Source organism: Streptomyces sp. Mut1 (genome assembly GCF_030719295.1).
In the GTDB taxonomy this organism is placed as follows: domain Bacteria; phylum Actinomycetota; class Actinomycetes; order Streptomycetales; family Streptomycetaceae; genus Streptomyces; species Streptomyces castrisilvae.
Map to the genome: position 1 here is coordinate 4,209,019 of NZ_CP120997.1, position 15,982 is coordinate 4,225,000.

At 73.4% G+C, this 15,982-nt stretch carries 8 protein-coding genes and 1 rRNA gene (1 of these 9 cut by a window edge); 6 read left to right on the forward strand and 3 right to left on the reverse strand.

Annotation, left to right across the window (positions count from 1 at the left end; translation table 11 throughout):
• Positions 1-181 precede the first annotated feature (181 nt).
• Entirely contained in the window at positions 182-2,293 is a 2,112-nt protein-coding gene (locus P8A18_RS18075; RefSeq protein WP_306055872.1) for an asparagine synthase-related protein, read from the forward strand.
• Between the two features lie 63 nt (positions 2,294-2,356).
• A complete protein-coding gene (locus P8A18_RS18080; protein WP_306055873.1) occupies positions 2,357-6,214 on the forward strand; it encodes an AfsR/SARP family transcriptional regulator in 3,858 nt (1,285 codons plus the stop codon).
• Between the two features lie 70 nt (positions 6,215-6,284).
• Here the strand turns inward: P8A18_RS18080 and P8A18_RS18085 are convergent, their stop codons facing one another.
• On the reverse strand, positions 6,285-8,384 hold the full coding sequence (locus P8A18_RS18085) for a sigma-70 family RNA polymerase sigma factor (RefSeq protein WP_306060979.1): 2,100 nt from the start codon (positions 8,382-8,384) through the stop codon (positions 6,285-6,287).
• 325 nt (positions 8,385-8,709) lie between these two features.
• Positions 8,710-9,588, reverse strand: a complete 879-nt coding sequence (locus P8A18_RS18090) for a TetR/AcrR family transcriptional regulator (protein WP_306055874.1) — start codon at positions 9,586-9,588, stop codon at positions 8,710-8,712.
• Positions 9,589-9,927: 339 nt separating this feature from the next.
• Here P8A18_RS18090 and P8A18_RS18095 point away from each other — a divergent pair, with 339 nt between their 5' ends.
• Both P8A18_RS18095 and P8A18_RS18100 read left to right on the forward strand, forming a co-directional pair.
• On the forward strand, positions 9,928-11,325 hold the full coding sequence (locus P8A18_RS18095; RefSeq protein ID WP_306055875.1) for an NAD(P)/FAD-dependent oxidoreductase: 1,398 nt from the start codon (positions 9,928-9,930) through the stop codon (positions 11,323-11,325).
• Between the two features lie 191 nt (positions 11,326-11,516).
• A complete protein-coding gene (locus P8A18_RS18100) occupies positions 11,517-13,178 on the forward strand; it encodes an ATP-binding SpoIIE family protein phosphatase (protein ID WP_018554147.1) in 1,662 nt (553 codons plus the stop codon).
• A 9-nt stretch (positions 13,179-13,187) separates the two neighbouring features.
• Here the strand turns inward: P8A18_RS18100 and P8A18_RS18105 are convergent, their stop codons facing one another.
• Positions 13,188-14,495 carry an MFS transporter gene (locus tag P8A18_RS18105; protein WP_306060981.1) on the reverse strand — a complete coding sequence of 436 codons (1,308 nt, stop codon included), beginning with the start codon at positions 14,493-14,495 and terminating at the stop codon, positions 13,188-13,190.
• Positions 14,496-14,652: 157 nt separating this feature from the next.
• Here P8A18_RS18105 and P8A18_RS18110 point away from each other — a divergent pair, with 157 nt between their 5' ends.
• Both P8A18_RS18110 and P8A18_RS18115 read left to right on the forward strand, forming a co-directional pair.
• Entirely contained in the window at positions 14,653-15,207 is a 555-nt protein-coding gene (locus P8A18_RS18110) for a MarR family winged helix-turn-helix transcriptional regulator (RefSeq protein WP_306055877.1), read from the forward strand.
• Positions 15,208-15,876: 669 nt separating this feature from the next.
• Positions 15,877-15,982, forward strand: a 16S ribosomal RNA gene (locus P8A18_RS18115) (it continues 1,420 nt past the right edge of the window).

Below are 15,982 nucleotides of genomic sequence, written 5' to 3' on the forward strand. Positions count from 1 at the left end.
GAACCGGCGGCCGCCCTGCGGCCTTTGCCAGGGGCGCATGCGCTCACGACGTGCGCCGTCCGTAGCCACTCCTGCGCGCCGTTGTCGTGGCAGCATGTCCGCAACGGCGCCGACCGCCACCGGAGTTCTCCGGGTGCTTCCTTGCCGCGCCGTTTTTTGTCCACAGCCTGTGGAGGCGGCGATGCGTTGGTTGGTGGGTTGGAGCAGTATCGCCGCGAGCTTCGGCACGGCCGGTGCGGTGGGCGGCGGTGACGACGGGCGCACGATGCATCCCGTGGGCTCCCAGCTCCTGTGGGGGGACCCCGATCCGCTCTGGGCGGTCGGCGACTGGCGGCCCGACGAGATCCGCACCGTCCGGGTGGACACCACCGAGGGCGCCCCCACCGTCCGGCTCGCCGTGCTCGGCTGCTGCGGCGCCACCGACGAGCAACTCCGCGTCGGCCTGCTCGCCGCCCGGGGCGGCGCCCTGCGCCACCTCACCGCCTGGACCGGCAGCTACACGGCCGTCGTCCAGATCGGCCGCCGGATCACCGTCGTCGGCGACCTCGCCGGAGCCCGGCCCGTCTTCTACACACCCTGGGCCGGCGGCACGGCGTACGCCACCGCCGCGCTCCCCCTCGCCGACCTCATCGAGGCACAGCTGGACATCGGCCACCTGGCCGCGCTGCTCGCCTGCCCCGAGACCCCGGAGGCGCTGCGCGACGGCACCCCCTACGCGGGCGTGAAGCGCATCCCGCCCGGCCACGCCCTGATCCTCCGCGAGGGCTCGCGGGAGATCACCGGGTACGAGGCCGTGGCCTCCCTCGCCGTGGCCGCCCCCGAACTCGACCCGGTGAGCGCCGTCGAAGGGGTGCGCGACGCCCTGGTCGAAGCGGTACGTGCCCGGCTGCTGGCCCCGCGCCACGCCCCGGAGACCCTGCCGCCCGACCCGGGCCCGGTCCCCGGCATGGGCCCGGCCGAACGCCGCGCCGCCCGGGGCGCGCCCGTGCCCGGCATCGGCGCCGACCTCTCCGGGGGCAGCGCGTCGGCGACCCTCGCCCTGCTGGCCGCCGGCCTCCCCGGACTTCCCGGCACGATCCTCGGCCACGGCACCGGGGCGGGCGAACGGCTCCTCGCCGTCACCTTCAACGACCTGACCACCCGCGCCCACGAGGCCGAACTCGAACGGGCCCGCGCCATCGCGGCCAACCCCCGCCTGCACCACGTCGTCGTCGCCGCGGGTGAAGAGGCCCTGCCCTACGCCGAACTGGGCGCCGGCGCGCTCACCGACGAACCGGCCCCCTCCCTCGTCCTCGCCGAACGCCACCGGCGCCGGCTCTCCGCGGGCAGCGCCGACCACTTCGTGGGGGCCGGCGCCCGGCAGGTGCTCGACGCCCACCCGGCCCGCCTCGCCGACCTGCTGATGGACCGGCGCCGACGCCACCTGCTGCGCCCGGTCGCCGCCCTCGCCAAGGCCGAAGGGCCCTCCGCGCACTCCTTGTTCGTCCCGCTGACGGTCTACCGGGCGGCCCGCCGGCTCGCCCGTACGTCCTACCGCACCGGCCTCGAAGCGGCGGCCGGCCGGCTGCCCGACGCCAACCGTCTCGCGCCCGGACTCGACACCCCGGCCGACGCCTCGCTCGCCGCGCTCGCCTGGTCCAGGCCGGGGCCCGCCGCCCGGTGGCTGACCGGGGAGGCACTCGCTGAAGTATCGGTTCGCCTCCAGGAGGCGGCGATCCGCCCGTCGTCCGTCCAGCGCCCCGGCGAGGCCCGTGCCCGAGCCGCCCTCGCCCGCAGCGCCGCCGACCACCGCGTCCTGGAGCAGGCCGCCGAGATCCGCAGCCAGCGGCTGCACGCCCCCTTCCTCGACAACCAGGTCGTACGCGCCGCCCGCGCGCTTCCCGAGTCCCTGCGGGTCCAGCCGGGCGCCCGCGCGGCGATCCTGCGCCGGGTCCTGGCCGGTGCGGGCATCCACGAGCTGCCGCCCGGCTGGGGCGCCCCCTCCCAGGCCGGCTCGACCGAAGTCACCCGGACCGGCCTGCGCACCGCCCTGCCCGAGCTGATCGCCCTCTTCGACGCCCCCCTGCTGGCCGACGCGGGCCTGGTCGAGGCCCGCGTCGTACGCAAGGCCCTGCGCGCGGCCTCCGAGGGCGAGCCGCTCCCCCTGGACGGGCTCGCCGACCTCGCCTCCACCGAACTGTGGCTGCGCCGCCTCGTCTCGCGGCGCGGAACCTGCTGGACGGGCACGGCGGCCCCCCGCCAGCGCGCGGTCGCCGGGGGCGTCGTCCCGGCGCGCCGCTCGTTGCAGGGCTGACCCGCGGGCGGTGCGCCCGTTCGGGCACTGCTGACCCGGCAGCGGGCAGGACACAATGGTGGGGTGCGGTATCTGATCCTGGGCGCCACCGAGGCGCGAGACGAGAACGGCGGCCTGCTGCCCCTCGGCGGCAGCAGGCTGCGCGCCCTTCTCGCCGCCCTCGCGCTGCGGCCGGGGCGACCCGTCACCGTCGCCGAGCTGGTCGACGACGTCTGGGCGGACGATCCCCCCGCCGACGCGCCCGCCGCGCTCCAGGCCCTCGTCGGGCGGCTGCGCCGGGTGCTCGGCAAGGAGGCGCTGGCCAGCACCCCGGGCGGCTACCGCCTCACCGCGGGCCCGGACGACGTCGACCTGTACGTGTTCGAGCACCTGGCCGGGCGGGGCGGGGCCGAACTGGAGGCCGGCGCCCCGGACACGGCCGCCCGCACACTGCGGACCGCCCTCGCCCTGTGGCGCGGCCCCGCCCTGGCCGATCTGCCCGACGGGGACCACGGCCACGCCCTCCGCCCCGAGGCCCAGCGCCTGGCCGCCCTGGAACGCCGCATCGAGGCCGACCTGCGCCGCGCGACGGGGGAGGGGCGGGGCGGCGCCGTGCAGGGCACGGGGGTCGCTCCCTCGAACGGCGCCGTGCAGGGCACGGGGGTCGCTCCCTCGAACGGCGCCCATCCCGGGACCGCGGGCCTTACGACGGCCGCAGCCTCCGGGGGTGCGGGCCTCACGACGGCCGCTTCCGGCGCTGCTGGCTCCGCTACGGCCGCTTCCGGCGCTGCTGACTCCGCGACGGCCGCCTCCGGTACCGCTGGCCCGGCCGTCTCCGGCGCTGCTGGTCCCGCGACGGCCGTCTCCCGCACCGCGAGCGCGTCCGTGGCGGCCGAGGCCGCCCCGACCCCGGGTGACGGGCCCAACAACGTCCACCGCCCCGGCAACGGGCCTCCCGCCACCGGCAGCGCCGCCAACGGGACTGTCACCGGGACCGCCACCGGGACCGCCACCCCCAACGGCCCAGGTCCCCACACCATGGCCGCCTCCCACGGCCCCGCGACCACACCCAACGCCGCCTCCTCCAACGCCGCCTCCTCCAACGCCGCCGGCCCCCACGCGGCCGGCGTCCACGCCTCCGCCCCCCGCCCCGCCGCGCTTGCCGCCGAGCTGACAGAGCTGATCGCCGCCCACCCGTACGACGAGCGCTTCCGGGCTCAGCTCATACGGGCCCTGCGCGCCGACGGCCGGCAGGCCGACGCGCTCGCGGCCTACGAGGACGCCCGCCGCGCCCTCGCCGACGGGCTCGGCACCGACCCCGGCCCCGAACTCACCGCCCTGCACCGCGAACTACTCGCTCCCGCACCGCCCGCACCTGCCGAAACCGGCGTGTTTCACGTGAAACCCGCCCGGGGTAACCTGCGCCCCCGGCTCACCTCCTTCGTAGGACGCGAGCCCGAACTGCGTGCCATCCACGACGACCTGACCCGGTCACGGCTGGTCACCCTCACCGGCCCCGGCGGTTCCGGGAAGACCCGCCTCGCCGAGGAGTCCGCGGCATGCCAGGCCCCCGCCGGCACCACTCCGCCGGACGTCTGGATCGCCGAACTCGCCCCCGTGGAGGCCCCCGACGCCGTCCCGGGCGCCGTGCTCTCCGCGCTCGGGCTGCGCGAGACCGCGCTCCTGCGGGACAACAGCCTCGACGGCACCCTCCCGCGCACCGACCCGGTCGATCTGCTGGTCGACCGCCTCGGACACGGTTCCCGCCCCGCGCCCGTGCTCCTCATCCTCGACAACTGCGAGCACGTCATCGGCGCCGCCGCAGCACTTGCGGAGACCCTGCTCACCCGCTGCCCGCAGCTGCGCATCCTCGCCACCAGCCGGGAGCCGCTCGCGGTCCCCGGCGAGTCCGTACGGCCGGTCGACCCGCTGCCCGCCGATCCCGCCCACCGCCTGTTCACCGAACGCGCCAGGGCCGTACGCCCGGGGTTCGACCCCGACCACGAACCCGCGCACGACCCGGACGCCGTCGCGGAGATCTGCCGCCGGCTGGACGGACTGCCGCTCGCGATCGAGCTGGCCGCCGCCCGGCTGCGGCTGCTGGGACCGCGGCAGATCGCGGACCGGCTGGACGACCGGTTCCGCCTGCTGACGGGCGGCAGCCGGACCGTGCTGCCCCGCCAGCAGACCCTGCGGGCCGTGGTCGACTGGTCCTGGGACCTCCTGGACGAGGACGAACGCACCGCCCTGAGGCAGGTCTCCGTCTTCGCGGGCGGCTGGGACCTGACGGCCGCCGAAGCCGTCATCAGGACATCGGAGGGCGCCGGCCGTCCCGCCGCCGCCACCGCCGACCTGCTCGGCGCGCTGGTCGACAAGTCCCTGGTCGTCGCCGCCCCGGCCGTGGACGGCGCGATGCGCTACCGCCTCCTGGAGACGATCCACGAGTACGCCGTCGAGCGGTGCGCCGAGGCCCCGCAGGTGCGTGCCGCAGCCGAGAGCGCACACACCGCGTACTTCCTCGGGTTCGTGGAGGAGGCCGAACCGCGCCTGCGCTCCGGCGACCAGCTCCCCTGGATCCAGCGCCTGGAGACGGACCTCGACAACATCCGCGCCGCTCTCCAGCGCACCACCGCCTCGGGCCTCTCCGAACCGGAGGCGGCGCGCCTGGTACTGGGCATGGGCTGGTTCTGGTGGCTGCGCAACTACCGCTCCGAGGGCCTGGCCTGGACCCAGAAGGCCCGCACACTCGGCCCCGAGCCCACCGACGAGTCGGACCCCCGGTACTGGCCCCGGATGAACCTCCACCTGCTGTGGTTCTTCTTCGCGGCGGAGAGCGGTCAGTCCGAGATCGCCCAGGCCGACGCCAGGACCCATGAGCTCGTGAACCGGGTGGCCGACGCGTTCGCCGCCTCCCATTCGCACAGCGTCCGCTTCCCCGGACTGCTCTGGCCGATGACCTCGTACCTCACCGGAACCACGGAGGACACCCGGGAGAAAATCGACGAGGCCGTCGACAACGCCCGCGAGCACGGTGGTGCCTGGGAGTACGGCGTCATCCTGATGTTCCGCGCACACATGCTGGTCGACATGCCCGGCGGCATGCCCGGCATCGATGACGACCTCGCCGAACTGCGTGCCCTGAGCCGTCGCGTCGGCGACCGCTGGATGCGCGCCCAGGTCGCCTCCGCCGCGGCGGAGGCGGGCATGATGCGCGGACGCTACGACGAGGCGAGCACCGCCTACGAGGAGGCGCTGCTGCTCGCCCGCGAGGTCGGCGCCCACGCCGAGGCCCCGTTCCTCCTGGCCCGGCTCGCCGAGCTCTCCTACCGCACCGGCGACCTGGCCGCCGCCCACCAGAGGCTGGACAGTTCGGAGGCCGAGGCGGAACGCCACCAGGCGCACGACGCCACCGCCTACACCCACTACCTGCGCGCCACCATGGCGTTCCACCGGGGCGACATCGCGGACGCCCGGCGGATGCTCACCGTCGCCCAGGAGCAGGCCGGCCGCGGCGGCCCGCCGTCGCACTTCACCGTGGCGATGAGCGGCCTGTCGGCCCGGATCACCGTCCACGAGCCCGGCCCCGACGGCGGAACCGACGCCGGGGCGCGCGGGCTGACCGAGGCCCTGGTCGCGGCGAAGGAGGCGCAGTGCGCCGAGATCGTCACCGGTCACCTGGCCGACGGCGCGGTGACCGTCCTGTCGAAGCTCGGCCACCACGCGGCCGTCGTCCGCATCCTCGCCGCCGCCGACAACTGGCGACACCTGTCGAGCCCCAGGACCGAGGGGGAGCAGGCCGAGATCGACGCGGTCGAGCGACTGTGCCGCGAGGAACTGGGCGCGCGGCGTTACGAGGAGGAGCGCGCCGCCGGCGTCGCGCTGACCCTCGGCGACGTCATCGACGTTCTGAAGGGCATCGTCGCGGACCTACCGGTCCCGTAACGCGCGGGCATCCCGGCCCGTACGAGTCCACCGGCACAAGCACCAGCACCGGGCCGGCCCTGCCCGCCCCTCAGCGGCAGCTGATCCGCGACTCGGCCCAGTCGGCGAGGGCCACCCTGCCGAACGGGTGCTCCGGCTCCACGACGAGCCGAATCCGCTTCTGGCCCTCGATGTTCACCCCGACGGGCACGGCGGGGTCGCCGCCGCGCATCACGGGGGACCGCCACAGCCGCACCCCGTCCCCGTTGAAGACCGAGAACCGCACCGCGCCGAGCCCCCTGGTGAGGTCGTCGACGCCGGCCATCGCCTCGTAGCGGGTGCACTGGCGGTTCAGCTGGATGACCACCGAGGAGCGGCTGTGGACGGTCACCCCGTGCGCGTACCGCGTGCCGCCGATCGACATGCCGGAACGCTGCCAGACCCAGCCGCTCTCACCGAGCACCACCTCGGGGGCGCTGTGGTCGCCGAACAGCGTGTAGGCCAGCTCACTGACCTGGTAGACCTCCGGCTCCGGTGCGGGAGGCGGTGGCGGAGTCGGCGTGGGGGGCGGCGGTGCGGGCTTCGGCGGCGGCGTGGGCGTCGGGGTGGGCGTGGGCGTCGGGGTCGGAGTCGGCGTCGGGGTCGGCTTCGGCGGTGTGGGGGCCGGCGGTGCGGGCTTCGGCGGCGGCGTCGGCTCGGGCTCCGGAGGCGTGGGCGTGGGCGAGGGCACCGCGGGCGCCATCGCCGGAGGCTTGGGGACCGGCTTCGCCTCGGGCCGGGGCTGGTCGTCGCCCACCAGCGCCCAGACGAGCCCGGCGGCCGCCGCGACGGCGACCGCGGCCGCGATCCCGGCCTTCGCGGGCAGGCCGAGCCCCTCGGAGGCCGCGGCACCACCGGCCGAGCCCGCGGACGAGCCTCCTCCGGTCGCCGCGGCGGCAGCCCCCGCCCCAGCGGCACCGGCGGCGCCTCCCGCCACGATCCCGGCCGCCTTGAGCGAGTACCCGGCGGCGAACCAGCCGATGACCGCGACCGGGAGCAGCGCGGGGATGCCGGCGTTGACATGGGCCAACTCACCCGCCGCGACGCGGCACTTCGCGCACTCGTCCAGGTGCCCACGCAGCCCCCGCTCGGCGCGCATCCGCAGCCCGCCCCGGGCATAGGCGCCGAGCCGGTCGGCGTAGCGCGCGCAGTCGCCGCCCGAGGTGAGCGCCTGGCTCACATGGGCCTGCAAGTAGGCCTGCTTGAGGCCTTCGCGGGCCCGGCTGGCCAGGACCGACGTCGCGTTCGCGGTCAGCCCGAAGAGCGGGGCGATGTCGCTGGGCGACTCCTCCTCGACGGTGGTGTGCCACAGCACGGCCTGCCAGCGCTCCGGGAGGCTCCGGAAGGCCTGCATGGCCATCGACTGCTCGGCCTCGTGCATCGCGAGCACATCGGCGCCCAGGTCGAGGGTGTCCGCGTCCGACACCTCCGACGAGTGGGCAGCCTGAGCGGCGAACGCGGCGAAGTCGTCGACCAGTTGCTCGCGCCTCGCGGTCTTCGTCCACGCGGCGGCGACATGCCGCACCGCCGTCATCAAATAGGCGCGCACCGCCTCTTCCGGCCCCTTGCCGCCCCGTACCGCCTGCAAGGTCCTGGCGAAGACCTCGGCCGTCAGGTCGTCGGCGGTGTGGCCGTCCCGGCAGCAGGTGCGGGCGTAGCGGCGCACCGCCTGCGCGTGGCGCCGGAACAACTCGTCGTACGCGAGGTCGTCGCCCGCGCGCATCCGCTCGATCAGCTGCGCGTCGGACGGCCCCGGCGCGACGCTCTCCGCGGCCCCCGAGCCCCGGCCCGCCCGCTGCATCGGCACGGCAGGCGCCACATCGACCGCTTCCGCACCCGGGGCCCCCGCCTCGGCCACTCCCGCCGGGCCCGCGTCCTCGGCCGGTGCGGGCGCCCATGGACCGGGCAGGACCGTTCCTCCACCGTCGGCGTCATCGGAGCCCCGACGCTCGGGAGCGCCGGCGGATCCGGGGCGTCCGTCCTGTTGTCCGTCCCGGCGTCCGGAACCGGTCCGGTGTCCTGGACCGGCGGCCCGGTGTCCGGGGGCAGCCTGGCTCGGCACCTGGTGCCCGGGAGGACCGCCCGGCTCCGTACCGTCGCCCGCGGTGGACACACCGTCGTACGACTCTTCCTTCTGCCCGTCACCGCTCATCGCGGACGCCCCCGTATGCGCCATCGGACCCAATACCGGGCGCCAGCGTGCCACAGAGCACCGAGACAGCGGGCGCTCAGCCCCGCCAACCACTCATCCGAGGCCTTCCTCCGAATGTGAGCACTAGCGAGCACTCATTCGGGGAAGGAGTAGCCGGGTGGTGGGTTGACGCGACAGCGGGGAGGGCAAGGCACCCCCCGCACACCGAAGGCCGAAGCCCACGCCATCCCCCGCCCGCTCCCCTCCGCTCGGGCCGCCCGCTCCCCTCCCGCTCGGGCCGTACTCGCGCCTCCGCTCGGGGCGCACCCGGGCTCCTTCCCGGGCCTCACTCGGGCCGGGAGCGCAGCCCCTCCAACAGGATGTCCAGCAGCCGTGAAGAGGCCGCCGCCTGCTGAGCCGCGTCCGGCAGCGAAGGGGCCGCCGTCGCGATGACCAGCAGCACATCCGACACCGTCACATCGCGGCGCAGCTCACCCGAGGTCCGCGCCCGGTCGACCAGCCGGCCCACGACCTCCAGCAGTTCGGCCGCTCCGGCGCCCAGGTCCTCGCCGCCGGTCTCCCGGTCGGACCGGGGACCGGCCGCCCGTGGCGCGCCCGCCTCCTGCCGCTGCTGGGGCACCCGGGGCTCGTCCCCAGTCGACTCCGGCACAGCACCCGCCGCGCCGCCGACCGCCGGATCATCGGACTCCACACCCACCCGCAGTATCTGCGGGGGCAGCAGCCGCCCCGCTCCCGAGGCCACCGAGGTCCGCAGGAAGCGCGAGAGCGCCGACCACGGCTCGTCCTCCTGCCCCAGCGCGGACCGGGCCTGGTCGGTCAGCCGGGAGGTCTCCTCCTCGGCTATCCGGCGCACCAGCACATCCTTGCTGGGAAAGCGCCGGTAGACCGTGCCGACACCGACCCTGGCCCGGCGCGCCACGTCCTCCATCGGGGCTCCGTACCCCAGCTCCCCGAACACCTCGCGCGCGGCCCGCAGCACGTGCTCCAGATTGCGCTGCGCGTCCACCCGCAACGGGGCCGACCGCACATGCGCGGAAGCGACACCGGACGGGGCGCCGAGCGCTCCGCTCAGCGTGTTCACCGCTGTCGAAGCCGAGGCGGCCGTGGTGGTCCCCACTCCGTTGAGAGTGCCAACTGCCCTGATGTGTCCGGATTCTTCTGGCGCGACAGCAGTAGCCGGCCAATGCGATTCCTGAATATTCATAACTGTTCCCCCGGTTATGACGTCTCCCCCCGGAGACTCCCGCCGTGTCAGTCGAGGGTGGACCGATGGTCACCGTCCGGCACCCCGACGACATACGAACATAGTTGAGCCAGGGTCAATTCAGAAGGGGGCAGTTCCGCCCCGAGCGCCCCCCGATCGGAGCAAGGACCGGTTGGTCACCGATCGGCCTCCCGCCCCTGACCCGTACCGCAATGCCTGACCTGCGGGACTGGCCCGCCACGGAGCCGTCCCGCACCACCCGCCCGTCCGGAACCTCCGGTCACACAATTTGCCGGGGCTGTGGACAAACTCCGGTGCACGTTGCGTCATGGGGTGGTGATGGCTTCAGCTTCCGGGGGAACACCCCCCGGCCCCCCGCCGGGCACCCGCATTCTCGTGGTCGGCGGAGGCTACGTCGGGATGTACACAGCGCTGCGCCTCCAGCGGAAGCTGAAGCAGAGACTGAGAAGCGGTGACACCGAGATCGTCGTCGTCGCGCCCGAGCCATATATGACGTATCAGCCTTTCCTCCCGGAAGCCGCCGCCGGCTCGATCTCGCCGCGCCACGTCGTCGTACCGCTGCGCCACGTCCTGCCGCACTGCACCATCGTCATCGGCGAGGCCCGGAGCATCGACCACACCAAGCGCACCGCCACCGTCACCACCCTCGCCAGCGGCGAGGACGGCATGGGCGCCCTGGAGATCGAGTACGACGAACTCGTCCTCGCCCCCGGCTCCGTCTCGCGCACCCTCCCCGTCCCCGGCCTCGCCGATCACGGCGTCGGTTTCAAGACGATCGAGGAGGCCATCGGACTGCGCAACCACGTCATCGAGCAGATGGACATCGCCTCCGCCACCCGCGACCCCGCCGTCCGCGACGCCGCCCTGACCTTCGTCTTCGTCGGCGGCGGCTACGCCGGCGTGGAGGCGCTCGCCGAGCTGGAGGACATGGCCCGCTACACCGCGCGGTACTACCACAACATCAAGGCCGAAGACCTGAAATGGATCCTCGTCGAGGCCACCGGCCGCATCCTGCCCGAGGTCGGCGAATCGCTCGGCCTGTACGCCGTACGGGAACTGCGCGGCCGCAACATCGACGTACGCCTCGACACCCGGCTCGACTCCTGCGAGTCCCGGATCGCGGTGCTCAGCGACGGTTCCCGCTTCCCCACCCGCACCCTCGTGTGGACCGCCGGCGTCAAACCCGCCCCGCTGCTCGCCGCCACCGGCCTGCCCCTCGACGAACGCGGCAGGCTCCGCTGCACCGCCCGTCTCACCGTCGAGGGCACCGAGCACGCCTGGGCCGCCGGGGACGCCGCGGCCGTACCCGACCTGACCGCCGCCGAACCGGGCCGCACCACCGCACCCAACGCCCAGCACGCCCTCCGCCAGGCAAAGGTCCTCGCGGACAACGTCGTCGCCGCGCTCGACGGCGGACCGCTCACCGAATACCGCCACAGCTACGCGGGCTCCGTCGCCTCGCTCGGCCTCCACAAGGGCGTCGCGCACATCTACGGACGCAGGCTCAAGGGCTACCCGGCGTGGCTGATCCACCGCATGTATCACCTCAGCCGGGTCCCCACCTTCAACCGGAAGGCACGCGTCCTGGCCGAATGGACGCTCGCCGGCCTCTTCAAACGCGAAATCGTCTCCCTCGGCTCCCTGGAACACCCCAGGGCCGAGTTCGAACTCGCCGCGGGCCGGCGCCCACGGCCCGGCGGGGACGACTGTCAGTAGGGTCCGACACACTGGACGTGTGACCATGGGTGGGCCCGCATCTGCACAGAGTGACCCGGCCGGCAGCAACCGACAGTGACCAGCGAAAGACCGTCCCAGGGGCGACGAACGTCCCACGACAGGTGGGACGCCCCGGCAGAGGAAGCAGCCCGCCCGAGCGGACCAGACCGACACACGAGGCCAGAAATTCCGTGAACTTCACGCGTTGGAGCGCCCGCCTCCCCGGTACGCAGCGTCGCGCCGCCCGGGAGGACCACAGCTCCGTACCGGCGGCCCGCGCCGAGTACGCCCGGCCCGAGCCCGGGGCCGGCCCGCCGAAGGACGGGCCCGGCGGCATCCCCCTGCCCTCGGCGCCCGATCTGGAGGATCTCTCCGCCCGCGACATCCTGGGCCGGCTGCCCGCCCTCGTCGCCCTGGTGCACGGCCCCGACCACCGCATCGCGTACGTCAACGACGCCTACACCACCGCCTTCGGCCCGCGCCCCTGCGGAGCGCCCGCCGCCGAGGCCATGCCCGAGCTCGCCGACCTCAGCCTGCTCCCCCTCATGGACCAGGTCCTGCGCAGCGGCACCCCGCGCACGGTCAAGTCCCGCAAGGCCGCCGACGGCCGCTCGTACACCGTGACGTGCTCGCCCGTGCGACAGGACAGGGAGAAGCGGCGCGACAGCGGAGTCCTCGTCTACGCGGCCGACGTCACCGACCACGCCGAAGCGGCCGAACGGCTGCGCGCCAGCGAGGGCCGCCACCGCGAAACCGCCGTCACGCTCCAGCGCTCACTGCTCCCGCAGGAGCTGGAACAGCCCGACGACCTGCGGATCGCCGCTACCTACCAGCCCGGCGGCACGGACGCGGCGGTAGGCGGCGACTGGTACGACGTCATCACCCTCGGCGCGGGCCGCACCGCGCTCGTCATCGGGGACGTGATGGGCCGCGGGGTGCGCGCCGCAGCCGTCATGGGCCAGCTGCGCACAGCCGTACGGGCCTACGCCCGCCTGGATCTCCCGCCGCACGAGGTGCTCCAGCTGCTCGACGGGCTCGCCGCCGAGATCGACGCCAGCCAGATCGCCACCTGCGCCTACGCCGTCCACGACCCCAACGAGGGACTGCTCGTCTACGCCTCCGCCGGCCATCTGCCGATCCTGGTGCGCGACGAGGAGGGCACGGTGCACCGGGCGGAGGACCCGATCGGCCCGCCGCTCGGCACCGGCGGCTGGATCCACACCTCGGGCACCATCCCGCTGCCCCCCGGCTCCACCGCCGTCCTCTACACGGACGGACTCGTCGAGCGCCGCAGCGAGGACATCGACGAGGGTGTTGCCGCGCTGGAGAGAGCGCTGTCCGGCGCGAAGGGCGCACCGCAGGTGGTCTGCGACCGGCTGATCCGCTCCCTCAACGTCACCGCGGAGCACGATGACGACGTGGCGGTCCTGGTCGTGCAGCACCCCGCCCGCACGGGCCCCGCCGCGGAGCTCTTCCACAACGCCTCGCTCGACCTGCTCGGCGGCATCGAGGCGGCCCCTCGCGCCCGCGCCTTCGCGACGGGCGTGCTCACGTCATGGCGATTCCCGGTGGAGCTGTGCGATCTCGGCGTCCTCGCCGCGGGCGAGCTGGTCGCGAACTCCCTGCAACACGGGACCCCGCCCATGCGCCTGGGCCTGCGCCGCACCGACCGCCGGCTGATCATCGAGGTGACGGACGGCGACGACCACCTGCCGCGCCGCCGCCGCGCCGACCCGGCGGACGAGGCGGGCCGGGGCATCTCGATCGTCGCCTCGATCGCCACGTCGTGGGGAAGCCGCCGCACCCCCGACGGCGGCAAGGCGGTGTGGTGCGAATTCGCCCTGCCGCGGTAGCGGCCCCCGTCAGTGCACGGCGGCAACCGGAGCCGGTACCTCCGCAGCCGCCTCCTGCGGCACCGACACGGCCACCACCCGCGACGGCACGTTCGCGAGCGAGGGCTGGTCCTGAACGGGGGTGAGCCGCCGGCCGAGCCGCAGCGCCAGCGCGGTGATGCCCAGCGAGAACAGGACGAACGTGACGATGTACGGGCCGTGCAGCGAGGCCCCCATCGGCCCGCCCACGGCGGGACCGACCGCCAGCGCGAGCTGCTTGCACAGGGCGAACGCCGAGTTGTACTGCCCGACCATCGCCTCCGGCGCCAGGTCCGCGACCAGCGGCGCGACCGTCGGCGACAGCATCGACTCACCGAGCCCGAACAGCGCGTACGTCGAGATCATCGCGGCCGTCGCCATGGTCTGACTGCCGTGCCCGAGGCCCGCGTAACCGGCCACGATCCAGGCGAACGCCCAGATCAGACCGACTGCGGCGACGACCCGGGTGCGCCGGCGGCGCTCCACGAGACGCAGCACCACGAACTGGGCGATGACGATGACGGCGGTGTTGGCGGCCAGCGCGACGCCGAGCGTCGACGGTTCGATGCCGGCCGCCTCGGTGCCGTAGGCCGCGAGTCCGGACTCGAACTGCCCGTAGCAGGCGAAGAACACCACGAAGCCCAGCACGCACAGCTGCACCATGGCCCGGTGCGAGAGCAGCACCCGCAGCCCCCCACGCGGAGTCGCCCCATCCGCCGCGACACCCGGAGCGGCCACGGAGGTACGCGGCATGCGCACGGTCGCCGCGATGGCGCCGAGCACCAGGAACATCACCGCTTCGATCAGGAACAGCAGCGTGAACGAAGCCGGCCGGCTCGTGTCGACGATCTGCCCGCCGACCAGCCCGCCGATGCCGAGGCCCAGGTTCTGCAGGAAGAACTGCATGGCGAAGGCCCGTGTACGCGTGCTCGGGCCGGTGCACCGGACGAGCATCGTGGCGAGTGCCGGCTGCATCACGGCAGTGCCCGCGCCCAGCACCGCCGCCGCCGGCACAGCGGCGGTGACCTGCGAAGCCAGCCCCAGCGCGAGTGCGCCCAGGGAGGCGATGACCGAGGCGACGATCAGTACGGGCAGCGGCCCGCGACGGTCGATCGCCCGGCCGGTGAACGGCAGCACGGCGAGCGCCGCCATCGCGAAGACGCCCAGCACGACCCCCGCCGTACCGGCGCCCAGATCCCGTACCTGCGCCACGTAGACGTACAGATACGGAACGGTGAACCCGAGCCCGAACGCGCTCAGCGCGCTGCCGATCTGGATCCGCCGCAGTGCTGCGCCCATTTCCCTGGTCACACTCACCTACCTCAAGCTCTCGAAACCCCTGTGTCGTCGCACATCGAACGACTCGAACCCGAAGACTTTACCACTAAAGTTAGACCCTCAACACTACAGCTCGAAGGACTTCGACGGCTGTGAGGGGCGTGCCATACTGCGCGCCATGTCTGACACCACCGAGCCCGGACTCCAGGAGCCGAGCCTCGACGAGCAGATCGCCGCCTACCAGCGCGAGTACCGCGACCTGGACCCCCAGGTCGAACAGGTCGTCTCCGCCCTCGGCCGGCTGAACCGCCGGATGAACGTGGCGTACGGGAGACAGCTCGCCGCTCTCGGCATCAGCAACGCGGAGTGGGAGGTCCTCAAGACCCTCGTCCTGGGCGGGGAGCCGTACCGGCTCGGTCCGGGCGAGCTGGCCAAACGGCTCGGCCTCACTCCGGCCGCGATGACCCACCGCATCGACCGCATGGCCGGCGAGGGTCTGGTGACCCGCGACCGCGACGAGAACAACCGCGTGCGCGTCATCGTCGAGCTGACGGACGAGGGCCGCACGAAGTGGCTGGAGGCGATGCGGATGGCCACCGACTTCGAGGAGGACCTGCTCCAGGACCTCGGAGGCGACGAGCGCGGGATGCTCGGCGAGATGCTGACCCGCCTGCTACGCAGGGTCGAGCATGCCCAGCCGGACGCGGGCGGCCGCCTCACCGACCTGGACTGACCAGGAGGGGGTTGACACACCCCGCTGGGGTCCGTAAAGTTCTTCGGGTTGCCACGGAGCCCCATGGGTTCTGCGGCAACCGATCCCGCCGCAGACGCGGCAACCAAAACTCAGCACGATCCCTCACTCGGGAGAATTTCGGCATGCCGAAATTCATTTCGAAGGCCCGATTATGAGCCGCCGGGAAAATCCGCTAGAGTTTTGGACGTCGGAACGGCCCAACGGCCGGGAGGACAAGCCCCGCTGACTGGGAATCAGGCCCGAAAGGATCTGATAGAGTCGGACTCGCCGGAAAGGGAAACGCGAAAGCGAAGAACTGGAAAGCGGAAAAGTACGGCCCGCTTCGACCGGGAATCGGACACGAAAGAGTCTGATAGAGTCGGAAACGCAAGACCGAAGGGAAGCGCCCGGAGGAAAGCCCCAGAAAATGTTCTGCGGGTGAGTACAAAGGAAGCGTCCGTTCCTTGAGAACTCAACAGCGTGCCAAAAGTCAACGCCAGATATGTTGATACCCCGGCCTGCTTCGGCAGGTTGGTGGTTCCTTTGAAAAGTCCTACGAGGTCACTGACCTGGTAGGCAATTACACAGCGAGGACGCAGTGGACGACGGGTCTTATTCCGACCTTGTTGTTCCGCTCTCGTGATGTGTGGTCCCGATTACGGGAAAACATTCACGGAGAGTTTGATCCTGGCTCAGGACGAACGCTGGCGGCGTGCTTAACACATGCAAGTCGAACGATGAAGCCCTTCGGGGTGGATTAGTGGCGAACGGGTGA

Coding starts and splice junctions, on each gene's coding strand:
- P8A18_RS18075 (WP_306055872.1), top strand. CDS start 182: ATGCGTTGGTTGGTGGGTTGGAGCAGTATCGCCGCGAGCTTCGGCACG.
- P8A18_RS18085 (WP_306060979.1), bottom strand. CDS start 8,384: ATGAGCGGTGACGGGCAGAAGGAAGAGTCGTACGACGGTGTGTCCACC.
- P8A18_RS18090 (WP_306055874.1), bottom strand. CDS start 9,588: ATGAATATTCAGGAATCGCATTGGCCGGCTACTGCTGTCGCGCCAGAA.
- P8A18_RS18095 (WP_306055875.1), top strand. CDS start 9,928: ATGGCTTCAGCTTCCGGGGGAACACCCCCCGGCCCCCCGCCGGGCACC.
- P8A18_RS18105 (WP_306060981.1), bottom strand. CDS start 14,495: ATGGGCGCAGCACTGCGGCGGATCCAGATCGGCAGCGCGCTGAGCGCG.
- P8A18_RS18110 (WP_306055877.1), top strand. CDS start 14,653: ATGTCTGACACCACCGAGCCCGGACTCCAGGAGCCGAGCCTCGACGAG.